This is a genomic window from Planctomyces sp. SH-PL62 (genome assembly GCF_001610895.1).
Classification (GTDB): Bacteria; Planctomycetota; Planctomycetia; order Isosphaerales; family Isosphaeraceae; genus Paludisphaera.
In genome coordinates, this window is record NZ_CP011273.1 from 3786320 (window position 1) to 3807294 (window position 20975).

The 20975-nt window shown below is 70.0% G+C and carries 21 protein-coding genes and 1 tRNA gene; 12 read left to right on the top strand and 10 right to left on the bottom strand.

What is annotated here, in order from left to right:
• Positions 1–68: 68 nt before the first annotated feature.
• The 3 genes from VT85_RS14730 to VT85_RS14740 all read left to right on the top strand — a co-directional run bounded on the left by VT85_RS14730 (position 69) and on the right by VT85_RS14740 (position 2501).
• The gene (locus VT85_RS14730; protein ID WP_068416617.1) at positions 69–374 is read left to right on the top strand and encodes a putative quinol monooxygenase; all 306 of its coding nucleotides are present in this window, start codon (positions 69–71) and stop codon (positions 372–374) included.
• Entirely contained in the window at positions 371–1525 is a 1155-nt protein-coding gene (locus VT85_RS14735; protein ID WP_068416620.1) for an iron-containing alcohol dehydrogenase, read from the top strand. Before VT85_RS14730 ends, VT85_RS14735 begins: the two co-directional genes overlap by 4 nt.
• Positions 1526–1682: 157 nt before the next feature.
• Positions 1683–2501: a hypothetical protein gene (locus VT85_RS14740; RefSeq protein WP_068416623.1), complete on the top strand. Its 819-nt coding sequence runs from the start codon at positions 1683–1685 to the stop codon at positions 2499–2501.
• A gap of 822 nt (positions 2502–3323) precedes the next feature.
• Here VT85_RS14740 and VT85_RS27685 read toward each other — a convergent pair.
• Positions 3324–3764 (bottom strand): hypothetical protein, encoded by a 441-nt coding sequence (locus VT85_RS27685; protein WP_156512878.1) that lies wholly within the window; start codon positions 3762–3764, stop codon positions 3324–3326.
• Here VT85_RS27685 and VT85_RS27690 point away from each other — a divergent pair.
• Positions 3751–4056 carry a hypothetical protein gene (locus VT85_RS27690; RefSeq protein ID WP_156512879.1) on the top strand — a complete coding sequence of 102 codons (306 nt, stop codon included), beginning with the start codon at positions 3751–3753 and terminating at the stop codon, positions 4054–4056. The genes VT85_RS27685 and VT85_RS27690 overlap by 14 nt on opposite strands.
• A gap of 67 nt (positions 4057–4123) precedes the next feature.
• A complete protein-coding gene (locus VT85_RS14750) occupies positions 4124–5209 on the top strand; it encodes a hypothetical protein (RefSeq protein WP_068416629.1) in 1086 nt (361 codons plus the stop codon).
• Positions 5210–5219: 10 nt separating this feature from the next.
• On the opposite strand, the gene VT85_RS14755 is transcribed toward VT85_RS14750, so the two are convergent.
• From VT85_RS14755 to VT85_RS14775, 5 genes are all read right to left on the bottom strand, one after another.
• The gene (locus VT85_RS14755; protein ID WP_068416632.1) at positions 5220–6026 is read right to left on the bottom strand and encodes a vWA domain-containing protein; all 807 of its coding nucleotides are present in this window, start codon (positions 6024–6026) and stop codon (positions 5220–5222) included.
• 84 nt (positions 6027–6110) lie between these two features.
• Complete coding sequence (locus VT85_RS14760) at positions 6111–6875, bottom strand: helix-turn-helix transcriptional regulator (RefSeq protein WP_409999935.1); 765 nt, start codon at positions 6873–6875, stop codon at positions 6111–6113.
• A 360-nt stretch (positions 6876–7235) separates the two neighbouring features.
• Complete coding sequence (locus VT85_RS14765; protein ID WP_068416643.1) at positions 7236–8975, bottom strand: hypothetical protein; 1740 nt, start codon at positions 8973–8975, stop codon at positions 7236–7238.
• Positions 8976–9097: 122 nt separating this feature from the next.
• Positions 9098–9859 carry an SDR family NAD(P)-dependent oxidoreductase gene (locus tag VT85_RS14770; RefSeq protein WP_068416648.1) on the bottom strand — a complete coding sequence of 254 codons (762 nt, stop codon included), beginning with the start codon at positions 9857–9859 and terminating at the stop codon, positions 9098–9100.
• Positions 9856–10407, bottom strand: coding sequence for a cob(I)yrinic acid a,c-diamide adenosyltransferase (locus VT85_RS14775; RefSeq protein ID WP_068416650.1), 552 nt, complete (start codon positions 10405–10407; stop codon positions 9856–9858). The genes VT85_RS14770 and VT85_RS14775 overlap by 4 nt, the downstream gene beginning before the upstream one ends.
• 103 nt (positions 10408–10510) lie before the next feature.
• Here VT85_RS14775 and VT85_RS14780 point away from each other — a divergent pair, with 103 nt between their 5' ends.
• The 4 genes from VT85_RS14780 to VT85_RS14795 all read left to right on the top strand — a co-directional run bounded on the left by VT85_RS14780 (position 10511) and on the right by VT85_RS14795 (position 13551).
• Complete coding sequence (locus tag VT85_RS14780; protein ID WP_197490724.1) at positions 10511–11599, top strand: TolB family protein; 1089 nt, start codon at positions 10511–10513, stop codon at positions 11597–11599.
• 61 nt (positions 11600–11660) lie between these two features.
• Positions 11661–12152 (top strand): DinB family protein, encoded by a 492-nt coding sequence (locus VT85_RS14785; RefSeq protein WP_068416653.1) that lies wholly within the window; start codon positions 11661–11663, stop codon positions 12150–12152.
• Positions 12153–12234: 82 nt separating this feature from the next.
• Positions 12235–13311 carry a Gfo/Idh/MocA family protein gene (locus VT85_RS14790; protein ID WP_197490726.1) on the top strand — a complete coding sequence of 359 codons (1077 nt, stop codon included), beginning with the start codon at positions 12235–12237 and terminating at the stop codon, positions 13309–13311.
• Between the two features lie 24 nt (positions 13312–13335).
• The gene (locus VT85_RS14795; protein WP_068416656.1) at positions 13336–13551 is read left to right on the top strand and encodes a hypothetical protein; all 216 of its coding nucleotides are present in this window, start codon (positions 13336–13338) and stop codon (positions 13549–13551) included.
• Positions 13552–13658: 107 nt separating this feature from the next.
• On the opposite strand, the gene rbsD is transcribed toward VT85_RS14795, so the two are convergent.
• Positions 13659–14054: a D-ribose pyranase gene (rbsD, locus tag VT85_RS14800; protein WP_068416660.1), complete on the bottom strand. Its 396-nt coding sequence runs from the start codon at positions 14052–14054 to the stop codon at positions 13659–13661.
• Positions 14055–14319: 265 nt separating this feature from the next.
• On the opposite strand from rbsD, the gene VT85_RS14805 reads away from it, so the two are divergent.
• The 3 genes from VT85_RS14805 to VT85_RS14815 all read left to right on the top strand — a co-directional run bounded on the left by VT85_RS14805 (position 14320) and on the right by VT85_RS14815 (position 17904).
• A complete protein-coding gene (locus VT85_RS14805) occupies positions 14320–16581 on the top strand; it encodes a hypothetical protein (RefSeq protein ID WP_068416663.1) in 2262 nt (753 codons plus the stop codon).
• A 135-nt stretch (positions 16582–16716) separates the two neighbouring features.
• A tRNA-Cys gene (locus VT85_RS14810) sits at positions 16717–16787 on the top strand.
• A gap of 250 nt (positions 16788–17037) precedes the next feature.
• Positions 17038–17904, top strand: a complete 867-nt coding sequence (locus tag VT85_RS14815; protein ID WP_068416668.1) for a cyanophycinase — start codon at positions 17038–17040, stop codon at positions 17902–17904.
• Between the two features lie 30 nt (positions 17905–17934).
• On the opposite strand, the gene VT85_RS14820 is transcribed toward VT85_RS14815, so the two are convergent.
• The 3 genes from VT85_RS14820 to VT85_RS14830 are packed head-to-tail and all read right to left on the bottom strand — an operon-like array spanning position 17935 to position 20789.
• Positions 17935–19347 carry an MBL fold metallo-hydrolase gene (locus tag VT85_RS14820; RefSeq protein WP_082858614.1) on the bottom strand — a complete coding sequence of 471 codons (1413 nt, stop codon included), beginning with the start codon at positions 19345–19347 and terminating at the stop codon, positions 17935–17937.
• Between the two features lie 15 nt (positions 19348–19362).
• On the bottom strand, positions 19363–20244 hold the full coding sequence (locus VT85_RS14825) for a sulfite exporter TauE/SafE family protein (RefSeq protein WP_197490728.1): 882 nt from the start codon (positions 20242–20244) through the stop codon (positions 19363–19365).
• Entirely contained in the window at positions 20232–20789 is a 558-nt protein-coding gene (locus VT85_RS14830; RefSeq protein WP_068416672.1) for a rhodanese-like domain-containing protein, read from the bottom strand. Before VT85_RS14830 ends, VT85_RS14825 begins: the two co-directional genes overlap by 13 nt.
• Positions 20790–20975: the final 186 nt, after the last annotated feature.

Consider the following 20975-nt stretch of genomic DNA (forward strand, 5'->3'; position numbering starts at 1 on the left):
GGATACGCTCGGTGCCATCCCGCCTTACAGGGCGAGCCCGACCGCCGAGCCATCCGAAAGGATTTTACATGTTCGTGGTGATCGCCAACATCCAGGTGAAGCCGGAATGCGTCGATGCGTTCCGGGCGGCGTGCGCCGAGAATTCCCGCAACAGCATCCAGGAGCCAGGCTGCCTCCGGTTCGACGTCCTCCAGCAGCACGACGACCCGACGAAGTTCGCGCTGTTCGAGATCTATCGCCAGCCCGAGGATTTCGCCGCGCACAAGGAGACGGCCCATTACGCCGTCTGGGCCGAGCAGGCCGCCGCGATGCAAGCCGGGCCGCGTTCGTCCGCCAAGTTTCGCAAGCTCTATCCGGAAGACGGGCAGCCATGAGCTTCGAGTTCGCCACCGCCGGTCGGATCGTGTTCGGATGGGGCGCCTTCGATCAGGTTCCGGCGCTGGCGAGCACGCTGGGGCGGACGGCCTTGCTGGTGCTCGGCCGAGAGGGTCGACACGGCGCGGCCCTGGCTGGCAAGCTCGCCGAGCAGGGAATCCGCAGCTTCGCGTTCCACGTCGACGGCGAGCCCAAGGTGCGGACGGTCGAGACCGCCGTCCACCTGGCGCGGGCCGAGGGCTGCGACCTGGTCATCGCCGTCGGCGGCGGCAGCGTGATCGACGCCGGCAAGGCGACGGCCGGGATGGCGACGCAGGCCGGCGGTTTGCTGGATCACCTGGAGATCGTCGGCGGGGGGAGGCCGCTCACAGCCCCCGGCCTGCCGTTCGTCGCCGTCCCCACGACCGCCGGCACGGGTTCGGAAGTCACCCGCAACGCCGTGCTGGACGTCCCCGAGCGTCGGGTGAAAGTCAGCTTGCGGAGCCCCGCACTGCTCCCCCGCGCGGCTGTGGTCGACCCGGGCCTGACCCTCTCCCTCCCCTCGGAGATCACGGCGACCACCGGGATGGACGCCCTGACGCAACTGATCGAGCCGTTCGTGGGTCTCGGAGCCAACCCCCTGACCGACGGCATTTGCCGCGAGGGGATCGCTCTCGCCGCGCGTTCGCTGGCCACCGCCCATCGTGACGGCGCCGACCGCCAGGCCCGCGAGGACATGGCCACGGCCTCGCTGTTCGGCGGCCTGGCCCTGGCGAACGCCAAGCTCGGGGCCGTCCACGGCCTGGCCGGCGTTCTCGGCGGGACCTTCAGCGTCCCTCATGGCGCGATCTGCGCCCGGCTGCTCCCTCTGGTCATGAATGCGAACATCGCGGCGATCGAACGTCACTCGCCGGATTCTCCGGCCTTGAATCGCTATCGGGAGGTCGCTCAGATCCTGACCGGCGACTTCGCCGCCGAGGCTCACGACGGCGTGGAGTGGGTCCGGGCGCTCGGCGTCGAGCTGAAAATCCCTCCGCTCCCATTCGCCGAGGCGACCGCCGAAGAACTCGATTCGGTCCTCGCGGTCGCCCGGGGGGCCAGCAGCATGAAGGGGAATCCGATCGTCCTTACGGACGCCCAACTTCGGGAGATACTCGACGCCGCCGGCTGACGACTCCTTCCGGTCGATTCAAGGCTCACACCCCGCTGATCCGATCTAGTACCTACGTTGCGTAAAGGCGCTGGATCCCCAACCCTGCGCGGAGCGCGCACGGACGCGGAGGTGGGAGTTGGCGAGCGGGAAACGCAGGATCGGGGCGGAACTCGCCATGGTCGCCCTTATCATGGCGAGCCTGGGCGGGGCGATGCATCTGGTGATCTCCGTTCACCGACGGGCGCTCACGGCTCGCAAGGCCACCGAGCCTCCGACGCCGACGCCCATCGCAGCGACAGCCGTCCCGGTCGCGCCGGAACCGACGCCGGCCCCGGCTCCGTTGGAAATCGTCGAGACGCCGCCCAAGGTGGTGGAGAAGCCTCGACCGGCCCCCTCGCCGCCGCCCGAGGACCCCACGCCGAAGGCCCTGGCGCAGTTGAACGAGGCGACGGCCCGCGAGGCCGAGGAGGCCGCTCGCCTGGATCGCGAGGTTCGCAGTCTGGAGCAGGGCCGACAGGCGGCCGTCGCCGAGTCCGAGCGATGGCGACGCCGGGAGATGTTGGTGCAGCAGCAGGTCGCCGCGCTCGCGAAAAAGGCCGAGAAACTCGACCGGCAAGTCGACGCCTACGCCGCCCAGCGAGACGTACTGGCTCGCGAGCGCGACGCCCTCAAGGCGGCCCTCGCGAACGCCCCCAGCGAGGGGAGCTACGCGGTGCTGCCTTACCGGGGAGAGAACGGCACCTGGCGGCGGCCGATCGTGATCGAGTGCACCGCGGGCTCCGTCCAGATCCGCCCCGACGGGCCGTCGTTCTCGCTTCTGGACCTCTCGGGCTGGTCAACCCGCGATCCAGTCCGGTCGTCGTGGCCATCGCCCGCGAGTTGCTCAAGGTCCAGTCCTCGGCCTCCCCGGACGGGGCTCCGTGGTTCCGTATTTCGTCTTCCTGGTGAGGCCCGACGGCATCCGATCGTACTACGAGGCGCGCGGCCGGCTTGAACCACTGGGCATCGCCTTCGGATATGAGCTGATCGACAGAGACCTCAAGGTCGACGTCCCGAACTTCGACGACCTCGCCACCTGGGACGGCTCGCCGTCGACCGGGGTCCCGCCTGCGAGCCTGGCCCAGGGTTTGCCCGGCGCGGGGAACGGCGCCGGCGAAGGGGCCGCGGCCGGTCGCGGCGGATCCGTCGCGGGGGGAGGCCTCGCGTGGCCGGGAGGCGGGACAGGGGACGAACGCCAGGCGATCGCCGGAGCCTTCGACGTGGGACGTGGCCGGGGCGGCACTCAGCCCGAAAACGCCGCCGGCGATTCGCCCGATGAGTTCGTCTGGCCGACCTCGCGCCCGGGCCTCGGAGCCCCCGGCGCTCCGTTCGGTGATGCCGAGGGGGACGTCAAGGGCGACGCCCAGGAAACCGGCGGGCTGGGGTCGTTCGGGACGGGAAGGGCCGTGCGAGGTCTTCCGCCCGCGCGGCGCGCTCCGGCCGGAACTGAGACAGGCGGTTCGAGAGGCGGCCAGGCGATGGGTTCCGGTCTGGGGGCGGCCCTTGAGCGACTACCGGATTTCGAGGGAGCCGGCCCCGGCGCGGGGGATGGCCCGGGAGCGAAACCGGATGCGGGCAAGCTCGCCGGCCAGGGTCTCGGGGTCGGTGACGACTCGATGGGGGGGGCCGTGAAGCCTTCTCGACCAGCCGGCGTCGCCGGCGGTTCTGATCCGGCCTCCGCCTCCGCCCCAGCCCCAGCCGTCGGGCTGACGGTTCCAGGCCGATCCTGGCGATCCGACGGTTCGGGGCGGCCTCCGGTCGGTCCGGCTGTGACGCTTCAGCCCGCGCCGACCGAGGCGACGAACCCCGCCCCCTCGGGAGAGACCGGCGGACTCATGTGGGGGGGCTCCGGCCCGGTCTCCGGGACTCCCGGCGCCGCAACCGCCGGCGTGGGGCTGGAGGCCGGCGAGGTTCCGCCGAACGGGCTGGCGCGAGCCCTGGGAGCCGCCGGGACCCAGCCTCCCAGCAGGCTGGCGCGGGCGCTCGCACAGGCCGCGGGGGGTGACGCCTCGAAACTCGCCGCGCTGGGGTCGGGCCTGCGTTCGGGTTCGAGTTCGACCGCCGCGTCGTCGAGCGGGATGGGATCGCCCGGGTTGATGCTGGGAGCCGACCCGGACTCGGGCGGCTCGGGGAGTCCAGCCGGCACCGGTAGTCCGGGCGGCTCGGGGAGTTCGGCCGGTTCGCCGGGCTCCCAGGAAGCCGGGATGGAGCCGCTCATCAAGGGATCGGACGAGAAGCGGCCCCCGGCGATCGAGGTGCCGTTCGAGATCGTCGTGGCCTGCGGCGTCGACGGCGTGACGATCCAGCCCGGCGGCTATCGGATCACGGCCCAGGCGCTCAAGAACCGCAAGGATGAGAAGCTGCTGGTCCGCAACCTGGCGGCCGTGGCGCAGAGACGGGCCGAGGTTGATCCGGCCATCAGGCCCGGCCTCGGGTCAAGTTTCTGGTCGAGAACGACGGCGCGTCGACGTTCTGGGAGGCGCGCCGGCAGGTCCTGTTTTCCGAGTTGAGCTGGCCCATGACGCTTCAGGTGGCGGGGGCCCAGAATCCTCGACTCCTCGAACGGGGGGTGTGGTAATGACGACTTGGCTGCGACAGGCGCTGCCGATCCCCAGCGTGCTGGCCGGGATCCTGCTCCTGAGCTTCCTCGTGAACCGATCGAGCGTCCCCGATCCGACGCCCCCGGCGGTCCTCGATGGGCCGAAGCCGCCCCAGGTCGTGGCGGCGCCGGCTGCGTCCCCCGCACCCGTCGAGCCCGGCCCCGAGGTCGCGGAGACCGAACCCGAACCTGACTCCGAACCTGAGCCGGTCGCCGAGGCTCCCCCCGCGCCGGTCCTGGATCGCGAGGCGGTGGCGCGTGCCGAGGCGGATCTCGACGCGGCCAGCCGCGACCGGGCCCGCGCCGAGGCTCGCGCGGCCGAGGCGAAGCGGGAGCTGGAGGCGTCGGCGAACCGGGCGGCGCTGGAGGCGTCCCGAGCCCGTCGGCTGTCGTTTCGCGTCCGCGATCCCTCGGCGCAGATCGCGAGGGCGTCGGCGAGGGGCGGGTTTCTCAAGGCGGAGCGCGACAAGCTGACCGCCGAGGTCGCCCAGCTTCGGAGCCTGCCGCTTCCCAAGGCGACCTCGATCCTGAGCAAGAACCCGGTCTCCCAGCCCGCGAAGGCCGACGAGTTCCATTTCGAGTTGCGGCACGATCGCGTGGCCTTCATCGATCTGGACCGGCTTCTGGAGCTGGCGAAGTCCGACGCGCAAGTGAAGCTCCGCATGGCCGACCGGACGGGCGTCCTCACGTCGCAGGTCGGGCCGGTCGGCTGGTTCTCGCTGAGTTACGTGCTGGGCCGGGCGCAGTCGAGCATCGAGGAGCTGCTGGAACGCCACAGCATCCGATTCGACCTTCGCGGATGGGAGGTGGTCCCCCGGACCGAAAGCCGTGGCGAGGCGTACGAGTCGACCCGCAATCCGATCTCCGAGTACGCCCGCGCGATCAACCGACTGACGCCGGGGCGGTCGGTGGTGACGATGTGGGTCTATCCCGACAGCTTCAACCTCTATCGTCGACTCCGCGACGAGCTGAACGAGCGCGGCTTCAGCGTGGCCGCCCGGCCGCTTCCGGAAGGGATGATGATCCGGGGCAGCCCGATGGGCTCGGTGTCCGCGACCCAGTGATGGGATCTCCTCAGCGCCCCGGGGCCGCGTCTTGCAGGCTTCCGGGGCGTGAGGCGTATCGGCCGCCGCTTTCGCGGGCGATCTTCGGGAGGTCGTCGCCGCCGAGCCCACCGGCCATGTCGATGCAGTGGATCGGGATCTTGCGGCCGTTGGCCCGGGCGATCTCGTCGGCGGTCCCGTCGGGGAAGTCGCCGTCGGAGAGGAGGAAGACGGCGTCGGGTCGCAGGGCGAGGGCCTGCATCACGGCCTTTCGAGGGCTGGTGCCGCCATCGGGGTCGATCATCCGCAGCCAGGAGGCGAGCTGCTCCTTGTTGCGACGATCGGCGGATCGGGGGATCGGGCCGCCCGGCATGGTCGTCGCCTCGTCGTTGTAGAAGACGACCTCGAACCGCTGCGGGCTCTGCAGCGCGGCGACGCTGCGACGTAGTTCGATGGACGCCCGCGTGAGCCGATCGTCGTCGATCATGCTGCCGGACTGGTCGATCACGTAAACGAAGAAGGTCCCCCGCGCCGCGATCCCGAAGAAGCTGACGCGACTCCAGGGCGGAAGGTCGCGGACGTCTTCGGCGTCATACCGCGATTCGCCGGGGGCCTGAAGGAACGGGCTCCGCTGGCGGGCCTCGATCTCCTCGGGCGTCCTGACCCTCGGGGCGTCCTCGGGCTGGCGGCGGCTAGACTTGCGCGGTGCGGGCCTGGCCTCGGACTTCCTGGATTTCGTCGGCTCGGACGGCGGGGTTTGCTGGGCCTGAACGCGGTTCGCCCCGAGGAGGAGGGATGAGCCGAGCAGGGCGACGAGGACTCGACTTGCCGCTCGCATGCGATCCCCCCGCATCGAAGGCCCCGAATTCCGACCTGTTTCAGGTTACGGGAAGCTTCGGGCGTCGGCCAGGAGATTCCGCGGTCAGTCCGCGAGTTGGGGCTGGAGGACCTCGCGGAGCTTGTTCAGCACGCGGGTCTTCTCGTTGCTGATGGTCTTGGGGGCGAGGCCCCAATGGTGGGCGATCTCGGCGGGGGTCCGGCCCATCAGGGATTCCTGGATCAGGCTGGCCTCGCGTGGGGTGAGCGAGCGGTCGATGGCCTCGCGGAGGGCGTCGCGCCAGGCCTGGGCGTCGGCGTCGTCGAGGGCGGAGGCGGCGGCGACGTCGTCGATCGGCTGGTGGACTCGCTCGCGCTGGACGCGCTTCTTGACCATGTCCACGGCGCGGAAGAAATCGACCCCTTCGGCGGTCTCCTTGGTGAAGACCTCCTTGACGCCCCAGCGGCCGACGTCTTGCAGCATGGCGTCGAACTGGGGACGGCCGAACTGCTGGAGGAGGGTCGCGTAGACGGCCTGGGAGGAGTCCTCGTACGACTGCGGGGGGAGCCCCGCGCGTTGCCAGGACCGGGTCAGGTAGCGGTCGAGCTGGTTCAGGCCGGAGGCCATCGCCCGCTCGTCGAGCGGCGCGACGACTTCGGGCTCGACCCTCCCGGTGGCCCAGAGGTCCGACAGCAGGCCGTCGAGCCGGGAGTCCAGCAGGGCCGCGTCCCAGGCGTCGCCGGAGACGCCGGCGTGGTCGAGGGTCGGCGAGGAGGCGGGGGGGGCGTCGAGGAGGGCCTGGTGTTCAGCCGCCAGCGCCGGCATCGCCGCGGCGTGAGCCACGCCCGAGAGCAGGCGCAACGCCTCCATCGTTTCGACGGCCGGTTTGTACGACCGATGCGTCCGACGTTCTCGACCCGTTCCGCCCGCCAAGTGCGTCCTCCCCGTTCTCGACGATTGTAGATCCGTCGGCGACGCCGATGCGCGCCCACCTCCAACGACCATAAGACATGAGGTCCCGAGAGGTGTACAACCACCTTTCAATCTAATCGAAACGCCCCAATCCATCGAGGTCAATTCCTCGGCCTGAATGGATGATAGCGTGTATTAAGTCGAAAGGTCGAGGAGAATCCGGACGACGTCGGCTGGATTTGCGAAGGGATTTGAGAAGGGGAAGGAGGGGGGGCGACGCGGCGAGGGCCGCGTCGCCCGGCGATCGGATTCGAGCGATCAGGGGGTGGCTTCGGCGACGGGGACGGAGACGGCGCCGAGGATCGCCTTGTCGAGGTCGTCCTGGACGAAGGCCACGACGCTGAGGTTCTTGAGGGCGATCTCAGGAGTGGCGGCGGGGAAAGGGCGTTCCTTGGCGTACTCGCTCACATAGGTGTTCAGCTTCTCGCGGAGTTCGACGAGGTTCACCTTCAGCTCCACCTTCCCCTTGCCGTCGACCAGTTCAGTTCCTTCGGCGCCTCCGGGGAGCGCGCGGACGACGTGGTGGTGGAAGCGGAGCTTGTTGCCGCCGACGTAGCGGACGGATTCCTCGGTGAGGGCCAGCCGGAGACGGAGCGAGGACTTGGCGTCCTTGACGTCCTTGGCGTCGGCCTTCGCCGCCGGGGTGGGGGAGTTCGCCGAGGCGACGATCGTGATCTCCTCGCCTTCGCGCTTCGCGTCGAGCGCGACCTCGGTCTTGCCGGACTGTTCGAGCATCTCGTCGATCAGGCCGCGATACTCATTGTACTTGTTCTCGGAGGCGGCCATGGGCCCGCCGCCGGCGCCGTCGGAACGGCCGTTGAAGAAGGTGGAGGGGGTCCCCCGGACCTCGTCGCCGTAGTAGCCCTGGCGGGCGACGGCGTCGGCGTTGGTGAGGGGGTCGGGGCCGGGGATGTGCAGGTGGTACTGGAGGCCGATGAAGTCGGTCGGCTTGTAGGTCTTGAGCAGGGCGTCGAAGGCGACGTCGGCGGCGACGCAGGGGGGGCACTGGGCGCCGGTGAACAGCTCGAGGACGACGGGCTGGGTCGCGCCGGGCTTCTTACGCCCTTCGTAGGGGGTCGGCTTGAAGGGGGGGACCTTCTCGTGGTATTCGGCGTCGAGCTGGGCGTCGAGCTTGGCGGCGCGGCCTTCGGCGTCGGCGGCCAGGTCGGCCTTGCCGGCGTTACGGGCGGCGGTCGCCAGCAGCTTCACGAGGACGGCCTTGGCGTCGGTCGAGGCGTCGGCCGCGAGGCCCTTGTCGAGTTCCTGCCCCAGCTTCAGCGCCGTCTCGGCGAACGGCTTGCTCCCGGCGATCGCCTTGAACGCCTTCATGCCGACCTCGTCGACCCAGACCTGGCCGAACGGCTCGGCCTCTCGGCGCCAGTTCGCGATGAGGCGGTCGACCTCGGCGGGGGGGAGCTTGGCGGCCTCGGCGTTGCCGAGCAGCTCGCTGTAGATGATCTGGTTGGCCGGGACGCCGGGGTTCTTGGCCAGCAACGCCCGAAGGTCGTCGACCTTCTTGCCCATATCCTCCTGACGGGCGGCCTTGAGGAAATCCTGGACGAAGGCGTTCGGCTTCGCCGGGGCGAGCTTCTCTTCCCGGGTCTTCTCCAGCGAGGCCGGGTAGCTCTCGTTCTGGATCAGCACCGTGCCGACGATCTGGCCGGCGAAGGGGCCTTCCTTGGCCTCGGAGCCCGAGAACTTGATGGTCATCACCGAGCCCTTGAGGGTGAACGCGGCGCGACCGTCTTGCAGGTCGACGCCCTCGATCTGGGCGCCCTCCAGCAACTGCTTGCGGCCGTCGATCACGACGCCCCGGGGCTTGTCGTCCTGGCGATGGAGGTCGACGATCGCGAAGTCGTCGGCGCCGAACGCCAGGACGACGAGCTTCCAGATCCCCACGGGCTCGGCCGCCGTCGCCGGGGAGGCGAGGAGGCCCACGAGGCATAAGGTCGCCGACGCCCGGGCGATCCAGGGACGGCGCATCTGGGAACGATTCATGGATGGTCCTCGACGGGGGGGCGGGTCGCGGGAGAGGCGATCTCTCGATGGTCCGAGTTTAACCCCGGCTCGCGGCCGACCACAACCGTACGCCCCGCCCCCGCCCCCGCCTCCAGCCGTCCTCAGCCGTCGCCGAGGAATCGGCCGCCGTCGACCCGATAGCAGACGCCGGTGACGAAGTTGGTGCCGTCCAGGAGGTAGGCGATCAGCCGATTCACGTCGTCGGGCGATCCGAACCGACGCAAGGGGGTCAGGTTCAGGACCTCGCGCCTGTCCTCCTCGGAGAGGTCCGGGGGGGGCTCGATCATGGCGGGCTGAATGGTGGCGACGGGGATGAAGGGGGCGAGTTCCACGGCCAGGGCGGTCGCCAGCGTGGTCATCCCCCCCTTGGCGGCGAGATAGGGGAGGTAGCCCTTGTAGGGGCGTTCGGTCGCCCAATCGCCGATGAAGACGAGCTTCCCTTTGATGCCGTCGATCGCGGGCTGGGCCGACATCCGGCGTGCGGCGGCCAGCGCCGCGTGGTAAGGGGCGGCGAGGTTGGCGGCGACCATCGCGTCGAAGTCGGCCGGGGTCAGGTCGGCGAACGGGGTCCGCTTGTAGACGCTCGCCATGTTCACCAGGGCGTCGAGGCGGCCGAAGCGGGCGATCGTCGCGTCCACGGCGTTCTCGGCCTGTGCGGGATCGGTCAGGTCGGCGGCGACGGCCAGGCCTTCGGAGCCGGCGGCCTCGACGTCGGCGACGGTCCGCTCGATCGCCTCGCGGCTGGATCGATAAGTCATGGCGACCCGCCACCCGGACTCGCCGAGCATCCGCGCCAGGGCCGATCCCACGCGACGTCCGCCGGTGATCAGGACGACCTTGGATCGCGGCGATTCGGACGTCATTTCTTCGACTCCCAGGGGACGTCGGCGACGCCCGCAAGGTGGTTGACCGTCCGGGCCATGACGAAGAGCAGATCGCTCAGGCGGTTGAGATAGATCAGGAGGGGCGTGGGGACGTTCTCGTCGGGGAGGTTCGCCAGGTGGACGACCTGCCGCTCGGCGCGGCGGCAGATGGTGCGGGCGACGTGGAGCTGGGAGGCCGCGACCGAGCCGCCGGGGAGGATGAAGCATCGCATGGGCGACAGCTCCTCGGTCATCGCGTCGATGGCCTTCTCCAGCCTGGCGATGTGGGCGTCGGTGATCTGGTTGTGGAACCGGCCCTGGGGATCGGGGTCGGCCAGGGCCGCGCCGAGCGTGAACAGGTCGTCCTGAATTCGCGCCGCCAGCTCGTCCTCTCCGGCCTTCATCTTGAAGCTGCGGGCGAGGCCCATCGCCGCGTTCAGCTCGTCGACCGTCCCATAGGCCTCGATCCGCGCGTCGTCCTTGCGGAGCCGCTTCTTGCCCAGGATGCCCGTCAAGCCGTCGTCGCCGGTTTTCGTGTAGATCTTCACGTCAGCCTCGCCTCGCCCACCTCGCCATTGGCGGCCTCGCTCGCCGGCCCCTATACTATGCGATCAAGAACCCAGAGGGAAAGCTTCCGGAGGCCCGATCCCGATGATGTGCAGCACGACGTGCGCCCTGGCCTTATGCATCGCCCTGACCGCCCAGTACGGCGGGGGCGGCCAACGGCCCCTCTCGGCCGAGGAGGTCGCGAAGCAGGAATCGAAGCACCTGGCGAACATCCGGCAGGTCACCTTCGGCTTCTTCCGGGCCGGCGAGGGCTACTTTAACGCCGACGGCACCCGGATCGTCTTCCAGGCGGTGCCGAACCTCCCCGAGACGGTCTTCCTGGAGCCCAGGGCCAACCAGTACGAATACCAGATTTTCACGGCGGAGCTGAAACCGGGAGCCAAACCGAAGCAGGTGAGCACGGGCGAGGGCGCGTGCACCTGCGCCTTCTTCTCGTCCGACGGCATCTCCCTGATCTTCGGCTCGACGCACCTGAATCCCGCGCCCCCGAAAGCGCCCCAGAGCGCCGCTTACGGCAGGTCCGGCAGCCGATACCGCTGGAGCTTTCCCGAGGGGATGGACATCTTCCGCGCCGACCTCGACGGCAAGAACCTGTCGCGGCTGACCGACGCCGACGGCTACGACGCCGAAGGGAGCTTCTCCACCGACGGCAAGCACATCATCTTCACCTCGTTCCGCGACGGCGACGGCGAGATCTACATCATGGACGCCGACGGCAAGAACCCTCGCCGGATCACCCACGCGAAGGGCTACGACGGCGGCCCCTTCTTCTCCCCCGACGGCAAGCGGATCGTCTATCGCAGCGACCGCAAGGAGAACGACCTGCTCCAACTCTACGTCAACAACGTCGAGGGGACCGACGAGCGGGCGCTGACCGAGAACGAGTCGGTCAACTGGGGGCCGTTCTGGCACCCGGACTCCAAGCACATCGTCTACTCGACGAGTCGGCACGGCCACGCGAACTACGAAATCTACCTGATGAACGTCGACACGAAGGCTGAGGAACGGCTCACCTATCACGACGGTTTCGACGGCCTGCCCGTGTTCAGCCCGGACGGGACGAAGCTGATGTGGACCTCGAACGGCCGCGGCACCGATCGCAACAGTCAGCTCTTCCTCGCCGATTTCACCCTCGACCCCGCGCCGCAGCCGCAGCCGGCCGGGAGCCCCTGACAAACCCGGCCCACCCACCCGGCCCTCCTTCGTCCCCGAACCACCACTGGAACCGAAATTCATGACGACCAAGGATTTGATCCGCAGCGCATACGCCTCCTCCGACATGATCATGGGGAGCTACCTCAAGGGGCTGAGCCGGGCCGACCTGCTGATCCGCGCGGTACCCGGGATGAACCACATCGCCTGGCAGCTCGGCCATCTGGTCGCCGGCGAGCGGATGATGGTCGAGATGATCCGGCCGGGTTCCTCGCCCGCGCTGCCGGAGGGCTTCGAGGAGACCTACTCGACCAAGAACACGGGCGAGGACGACGCCTCGAAATTCCTCGGCCCCGACGAGTACCTGTCGCTCTGGAAGGCCCAGCGCGAGGCGACCCTGGCCGTGATCGACTCCATCCCCGACGAAGAGCTGGACCGCGAGGAGCCCGGGAAGTTCCCGCCTTTCGCCCCCACGGTCGGCAAGTTGCTGCACCTGGCCGGCACGCACCCGATCCTGCACGCCGGCCAGTTCGTCGCCGTCCGGCGAAGCCTGGGCCTGCCGATTGCATTCTGACGATCCCCGGGAACCCCCCCCGGGCGGGCCTGCGTCCGCCCGAGGGGTATACGGTCGAGCTTCCGGTCCTTACGGAAATGGGATGGATTTCATGCCGCGGGGGACGGTTCGAATCGGCGTCGTCGGGGCGGGGGGGATCGTGCGGTCCCGCCACGTCCCCGGTTTCCGGGCGATCCGGGGGGTCGAGCTGGTCGGCGTGTGCAACCGCCGCCGCGATTCCTCGGCGCGGGCGGCGCGCGAGCTGGGCATCCCCAAGACGTACGGGAGCTGGGAGGACGTCATCCAGGACCCGGACGTCGACGCGGTCCTGATCGGGGCCTGGCCCTACCTCCACTGCCCGGTCACGCTCGCCGCGCTCGACGCCGGCAAGCACGTGCTGACCCAGGCCCGGATGGCGATGAACGCGCGCGAGGCCCAGCGCATGTACGACCGCTCGCGAGAGGCCCCGGGGCAGGTCGCGATGATCGCCCCCAGCCCTTACGGCCTGGTCGGCGAGGGCTTCATTCGCTCGCTGATCGCCGGCGGCTTCCTCGGGACGCTGCGCGAGGTCCACGTCGACGGCCTCACCGACGACCTGGCCGACCCGGAGACCCCCCTGGGATGGCGGCAGAAGACCCGCTACTCGGGCTTCAACATGCTGAACCTGGGGGTCCTGTACGAGACGGTCCTGCGCTGGGTCGCCCCGGCGACCCGGGTCCTGGCCTACGCCTCGAAACTGGTCCCGGAGCGGTTCGACCCGGACACCGGCAAGCGCAAGGCGGTCGGCACGCCGGACAGCGTCCAGGTGCTGACGACGCACGAGGACGACTCGGTCGGGATCTACCGCCTCAGCGCGGTGATCGGGGGCGGACGGTCGATGAGCGTGGCCCTGCACGGCTCGGAGGGCTCGCTCTTTTACGATTTCGTCAAGGAGGAGATCCGCGGTATCCGCCGCGGGCAGGAGGCCCCTCGCGTCCTGGCGATCCCGAAGGAGCGTCGCGGCGGCTGGCGCGTCGAGGCCGATTTCATCGCCGCGATCCGCGAGGAGCGGCCGGTCACGCACACCGACTTCGCCACCGGGGTCCGCTATATGCAGTTCACCGAGGCCGTCGCACGCAGCTCGCGCCACCAGGTCCCGGTGACGCTGCCGCTGCGAGAGTTCTCCAACCCGAGCCTATGACCTGGGAGGCGTCCTTTCCAGGGTTTGTTCGCGGCGCTGATCGCGGATTTCACCATCGCCGAGTTGCGCGGCACCGCCTTCGGCGTGTTCAACCTGATCTGCGGAATCGCGATGCGTCACGCCAGCGTCCTCGCCGGCTTGCTCTGGGACCGCTTCGGCCCGGCCGCGACGTTCTACGCGGGCGCAGGCATGGCCCGCCGCGAGTCTGGTCGGATTGTGGTGGACCGACCGCTGAATTAGCAGATCTGGAGCGAGCGGAGTCGCCTGGATCCGTGGGGCGGGGGAGGGCCGCCGACGACGGCGACCCCCTTGAGAACGGCCCGGCGCCGCAAGTCGATCGGCCGGCGTCAGTACGCGCTGCCGGCGACGACCCGGACGCTGGCGTAGGGGCTGAACTCGGCCGTGCGGATGATTCCCTTCACGTCGACCGATTGTTCCTTGAACTCGTGGTAAGGGATCTCGTCGACGTCGACGTCGCCGACGCACTTGAGGATCTCCTGGTAGAGCCTCGGGCTGTGGTCCTTGATCTCGACCGGGACGGCGATCGCGTCGAGGACCAATTCCTCGGCGACGGCCCGGAGGACGTCCAGCAGCCTGGGGATGCCCGGGGTGAGCGTCAGGTCGATCACGTGGGCGTCGCTGGGGAGCGGATAGGCGGCGTCCACGATCAGCAGTTCGTCCGTGTGGCCCAGTTCGGCGAGAAGCGAGCAAATCGCGGGATTGAGAATGCCGCCTCGTTTCATGGGGGGCCCTTTCTTCCTTCGCAGTTTCCGATTCCATGCGGGCGCGGAGGGACCGAGGCTCGGGACCGTTCCCGAACCTCGACGAGCCTCGTCGTCCGCGGCCGATTTCGCCCGAAGGCGCGGCCGTTCGAGCCAGGGAGGGTTTGAGCACCCTCGACCTCGCCAGTATAACGGTTGAAGAAGGCGGGCTCCACCCGAACGGCGGCGCGGGGGGCTCGCGCCCGTCTCGGACCACGCCCCCTTTCCCGGAACCGGACGAGGCGCGATGCGAATCCCCCTGGCCGTGCGCCGCACGCTCCCGATGGCCGCGACCCTCTTCCTGGTCGTCGTCGCCTTGAACCTCGCCTGCTCGCGGTCGCCGAGGCCCGCCGAGTCCGTCGCGGCCGGAGACGAGGATCTGGGGCTGGACCCGGCCGTCCTGCAATCGTCCGCCCCCATCGAAACCCTGGACGACCCGAGGCTCCGGCACCTGCTGGAAGCGGCGTCGCGGTGGCGGACGGCGCGCGGCCCCGAGCGGACGGTCGTGGACCAGGTGGTCCTCGCGGCCGACGTGCCGAGCTTCCTGGAGGCCGTGGCCGCCTGGGACGACCGGGCCTGCTTCCCGGTCCTGATCGACGACCCGGCCTGGACGCTCCCCTTCCTGCGCGCCTTCCGGCCGTCGCGGATCGTCCGGTTTCGGTCCCCGGGCCGATCGCGAGGGCAGGGGCCCTTCGAGGACTGGCGCGCGGCCCAGGAGGCCGTGGGCCGATCCTGGGTCGGGAACGACCCCGAATCGACCGACGTTCCCCCCTCCGGCTCGCCCCCGCGAGGGCTCGGCGAGACGCCCCCCGGCGTCGTGTTCAGCCATCCCGAGAGCCCCGCCCTGGCCGGCGCGGTGGCACTCGCCGCCGGACGCTTCCAGCCCCTCTCCAGGCTGGGGCCGATTGTGGCGGAGGCGAAGCCGGGAGGGACGTCGAAGCTCCTGCGTTTCGGGGATGTGGCGACCGAGGAGCAGGCCGTGGCCTTCGCGCGTCGAATCGAAGGGCGTCTCGACACGCTCGCACCGTCCTACAAGAAGCTCGGAGACGACGTCGATTTCCTCACCCTGGCCGGCGACTGGCCGTACCGCTACCGCTCCGAACGCGGCGAGGGGATCGCGATCGGCGATCGCGCGCTCGACGACCTTGTCGGTCGGGTCCTTCCCGATGAGAGGCCCGACCTGGACAGGGCTCGACTGCGCTGGGCTTACGCGGGCAGACTCCTGGGCGACCCCGCCGCCTCCGTCTCGCGCGCCATGGGCTCCCTGTTCCTCCAGCCGGAATCGGCCCTGTTCTGGAACACCTACTCCGGGGGGCCGATCTGGTCGGATTACGACGCGACAGGCGCCGCCGCCGTCTGGCGGCTGATTCGGCCCGCCGCCGGCGCGTCGGCGTCGCGGGCCGGCGCGGCGGCCGACCTCGCGGCCTGGCGGGAGACCTTTCGTTCGCTCGATCGCTGCGACTTCCTGGCGATGAACTCTTCCGGAGACCCGGGGGAGTTCTCGATCGCGGGCGGGCCCGGCCTGGCGGCCGACGTCCCCTTCGGCCCTCCCCGCATCGTCTCGATGATCCACAGCTTCTCGGCGGCCGATCCGACCGACCCTTCCACCATCGCCGGCCGATTCCTGGAGCGTGGGACGTTCGCCTACTTCGGGTCGATGAACGAGCCGTATCTGACCGCCTTTCGGACCCCCTATCTGCTCGCGCAAATGCTCTCCGCCGAGATCCCGCTGGGCGCGGCGTGCCGCCAAGGGCCTTACGAGGCGTTCGGGCAGCCCTGGCGGCTGGTCTACCTCGGCGACCCGCTCTACTGTGTCTCACCGCTCTCCGCCGCCTTCCGGCCGGAGAGGACCACGCCCGAAGCGAGCGACCCGTTCCTACCGAAAGGGCCCGGGATCGTGGCGACCCCGCTCGCGCCTCGAGACCGCCCAGACGCCTCGAAAGCGCCCGAACTCCTCGACTGGTGTCACGACGCCGTCTTGCTCTCCCTGGCCCGCGATGAGCCCGGGCCCGGGGCGGGCGGACGCGCGGAGGACGTGCTCCAGGTCCTGACGGCCCTCGATCGCTCCCGGCTCGACGGCCCCCGGATCGCGACCCTCGACGCACTCCTGATCGACCGATTCCTCGCAGCCGGCGACGGAGCGGGACTGCTCGATCATTATCTGAAACTCCGGCCCCGCGACCGCTCGCCGGTCGTCTGGCGGGCGATCGAGACGACGGCCCTGGGGCGGGTCGCCTCACTGGAACGAGCGGGGGAGTTCCGCGAAGTCCTCGACCTCTGGTTCCGCCTGGCCGTCGGTCCCTGGCCGCCGGGTTCGCCGTTCCCCGGTCGGCTCACCCGCCGCGTCGCCGCCGCCGCCGAGGCCGATCCCGCGCTCCGCCTGGGGCTGTTTCGCCGCCGACTCGCCGAGGCGCGGGATCGACTGGCCGCGACGGGCCTTCTCCCCGACCAGCGTGACATGCTCGCTGCGGAACTCGTGCGCCTGGGCAAGGATCCCGGCGTTCGATGATTTCGATCGATTTTTCCGGTCGCGCGGGCGACCTCGTCCAAACCGGACGCCAAGTGCGCTTGCCCTCCGGGCGAGGCTCGGGTAATTTAGAGCCCTTGCGAAGGGAGCCGGTGATCCCACCCTCCCGACGCCGACGGCGCCGTAGCCAAGTGGTAAGGCAGAGGTCTGCAAAACCTCCACCCCGAGTTCGAATCTCGGCGGCGCCTTTTCGACGCGATTCGCGATCGTTCATCATGAAGGGGTCGCCGACAAGTTCGGCGGCCTTTCTTCATGCGCCCATCCCTCCGAAGGCTTCTCGCATTCTTGCGGGGCCGTCCGCCAGGCGATATAACCGCAGGACAGGCGCCCTGATCGAATCTCCGGACCCGCCGCGCCTCCCAACGGCCAGGGTCGGACTCGCCGTGAGACGGCGGCCTTTGACCTCATCGTGGACCCTCGGATGTCAAGGACCCGCGCATGGCCTGGATTCGCAACGTCGTTCGGTGGCGGAGCCTCCTGGCCGTCTTGCTGACCGCCTTCCTACCGATCGGGGGTGTTGGCGCGGAGGAAGCTCCCAGGGCGGGCTCGCTTGTCATCTGCGGCGGCGGTGGGCTGCCTGATTCGGTCCGCGCCCGATTCGTCGAACTGGCGGGCGGGGCCCAGGCGCGGATCGTCGTCGTCCCCACCGCGAGCGAGGATGCCGACGCCACCGGCCCGGAGCTGGACGAGTTCCTGGAGCCCTGGCGGAAGCAGGGCGTGGCTTCGGTGAAGCTGCTCCACACCCGTTCGCGGACCATGGCCGAGGAAGCAGGGTTCGTGGGCCAGGTCGACCAGGCCGACGGCGTCTGGTTCAGCGGCGGCGATCAGTCCCGGATCACGGACGCCTACCTGGGAACGGCGACCGAGGCCGCGTTCCGCCGCTTGCTCGATCGCGGGGGCGTGATCGGCGGGACCTCGGCGGGGGCGGCCGTCATGTCCCGGGTGATGATCACCGGCGGGGCCGAGAAGGCGACCCTCGGGACCGGCTTCGGGTTCCTTCCCATTCCCGTCGTCGTCGACCAGCACGCGCTGCGTCGCAGCCGCATCAACCGACTCCTCGGCGTCCTGGGCGAGCGCCCCGACCTGACGGCCGGGGTGGCGATCGACGAGGGGACGGCCCTGATCGTCGATCTGGCGGGGAAGACGTTTCGGGTCGCCGGCGAGTCTTACGTCGTGGTCTGCCGCCCGGCCCGATCCGCCGAGGCCCCCTCGGTCGCGCTCCAGATCGACGTCTTCCACGACGGCCAACGGGGCGAACTCGGCTCCCTGGAGGCCGGCCCGCGCGACGCCGAGGGCGATCGCTGAGGGCCGGGGCGCTCCTGGCGATTTCACGCCTCAAGCCTTCGTCGTCGGCAATCCGGCGGCCTTCCAGGCGGACATCCCGCCCAGGATGTTGGTGACGTCCTCATAGCCCTCGCGCTTGAGGAAGGACGACGCGATCGACGCCCGGTAGCCGGTGCCGCAGACCACCGCCACCCGTCGATCGCGCGGGACCTCGGCGTACCGCTCTTCCAGCGTCCCGCCGTGGATGTGGTGGGCCCCCTCGATGCGCCCGGCGTCCCACTCGGAGTCGGTGCGGACGTCGAGCACGAACGGCCGTTCCGAGCCGCCCTCCAGCTGGGCGGCGAGGTCGTGGACGGAGGCCGTCGCCAGGCGGCCCAGCTCGAAGCCGTGCGACTCCCAGTCGGCCAGCCCGCCTTCGAGGTAGCCCTGCACGTCGTCGAAGCCGACGCGCAACAGGTGCTTGACCACCTCGGGGACTTCGCCGGGGTCGTCCGTCACGATCAGGATCGGGCGGTCGTACGGCAGGACCCAGCCCGCCCAGGTGGGGAGGTTGCGGCCCAGCGGGATGTTGACCGAGCCGGGGATGTGGGCGGCGGCGAACGCCTCCTTGGTGCGGACGTCCAGGACCAGGCAATGCTCGCAAATCCGCTCGTGGACCTCCTTCGCCGTGAATCGCCTGCGGCCGGGGAGTTCGGGGCCGAGGACCTTGGGGCCCTCGGCGTTGACCTTCTTCATGCGGCGGAAGTACGGCGGCGCGATCGGCATCCCCTTGAGGAGCGACGCGACCCACGCGGGCTCGTCGCTCGGCTGGAGCGCGTCGCTGAACCGTCGCTCGTAGCCCATGCTGGAACTCCCGCGCGAGCCGATGGCCTTGCCGCAGAGCGACCCGGCTCCGTGGCCGGGGAAGATCTCGGTGAAGTCGTCGAGCCCCGGCAGGACGCCGAAGACGCTCTCGTAGAGTTGATGGGCCAGCTGCTTGCGGGCCTCCTCGCCCAGCAGATCGGGACGGCCCACGTCGCCGACGAAGAGGAAATCCCCGGTGAAGATCAGCCAGGGGACCTCCCGGCTGCGGGCGTCGTCGAAGAGCATCCAGGAAACGTGCTCATAGGTATGCCCCGGCGTGTGAACCGCCTTGAGCCGCAGCGAGCCCAGGGCGATCTCGTCGCCGTCGCTCACGACCCGATCGGCGTACGGCGGGGTCCATTCCGCGCCCCCCATGCCGGAGACCACGACCTGCACCTCGTCCCCCAGCCGGGCCTTCAGCTCGACGGAGCCGCTGACGAAATCGGCGTGGACGTGCGTCTCCAGGACGTGGGTGATCCTCAGCCCCTCCCGCTTGGCGATCTCCAGGAAATCGTCGACGTCCCGGGTCGGGTCAATGACGGCGCACTGCTTGGTCTTCTCGTCGCCGACCATGTAGCTGTAGATCGCCAGGCCGGGCACGAACCGCTGGTGGAAGAACAAGGCGAGCCTCCAGCCTCAGACGAGGCTCTTGAGGATGATGAATGCGGCCACGGCGACCATCGCCGAGGCGAAGAGCTTTTGGAGGCCCGGACCGGCCAGGCGGCGGCCCGCCAGAGTCCCGATCTCCATCCCGGCGATCCCCCCCGCCACGAAAAGGGCCGTCAGGGTCGGAGGCAGCGGTCGGCCCGCGGCGACGTAAGACGCCACGGCCGAGGCGCTCACCAGCGCGATGACCAGCAAGGAAGTCGCGACGGCTCGATGGATGCCCATCCCGGCGACGAGCACGAGCGCGGGGACGATCACGAATCCGCCGCCGACGCCGAACAGGCCCGACAGCGCCCCCGTCGTCAGCCCGGCGGCCGCCAGCACGACGAAGCACCGAGACGTCAGGGTCAGCCGACCTTCCGGGTCGCGGCGACACGACGGCCCACGGTCGTCGGCCGGCCCGGAGGAGGGGGCGCGGACCGCTCGCGTCTCTTCCGGCCGCCGCGACGCCTGCCGCCACATCCGCGCGGCGACGGCCAGCATCAACGCGGCGAACAGGACCAGGAGCACCCCCTCGGGCACGAGCCCGCCGAGCCAGGAGCCCACCGGCGCCCCGGCCATTCCGGCGACGAGCAATCCGGTCCGGACTTCGACCTCGCCCCGAGACAGCCGCCTCAGGCCGCCCACCAGGGCCGTCGCGCCGACCGCCGCCAGCGAGACGCCGATCGCTTCTCGGGGCCGGGTCGACAGGCCGTAAACCAGGAGCGGTACGGCGAAGATCGACCCGCCGCCGCCGGTCAGGCCCAGCGAGAAGCCCACGACGGCGCCGAAGGCAAGCCCCATCGCGGCGCGGATCCCTCCGGTCGGCTCCGACGCGGCGAATAGGAGCAGTCCGCCGATCAGCGGGTGCACGTCGGGGCCTCCGGGCCGCCCCGGTTCCAGGGCATTCGGGCCAGCATCATCCCCATGCCGCAGGTGTCCGTGATCCCGGCGAAGACCAGCCCCGCCCCGACGAACCCGGAAAGCCCAAGGAACGCCGGATGCACGAAGGCCCCCAGCGCCGTGCCCAGCACGACCAGGGAACCGGCCGCGATCCGCACCTGACGCTCCAGCGACATCGCCTTCGCCCCGCGGACCACGGGGAGTCCGGCCTGCTCCCAGGCCAACGTCCCCCCCTCCACATTCACGACGTCGGGGTATCCGGCGGCGTGAAACGCCTCGCACGCCCGCCTCGCCCGGCTCCCCGAGCGGCAGATCACATAGAGCGGCCCCTTCTTCGATCCGTTCCGGGCCCCCATCACGGCGCCGGGGTCGAGCCCGTCCAGGGGGACGGATCGCGCGGCTTCCGCGTGCACCTCCCGAAACTCGACCGGAGTCCGCACATCGATCAGATCGACGGCCCGCCCCTGCCGTCGCAGTTCTTCAAGCTCCCCGGGCGTGATCGTCGCGACGCTCATGAACCTCTCCCTCCGGCCTCGGGCTGCATGGCTGACCGGCCACGACCCCCCTGCCGAAATTCGGCCGGCGACGGCTTTTCCTCGCCCGCCGCCGTGCTACAATATTCTCGGTCGACAACGAAACTATATTCCGTTGCAGTTGATTAGTCAAGACATGGCCGCCACGATTCCCGACGAGTTCCTGGA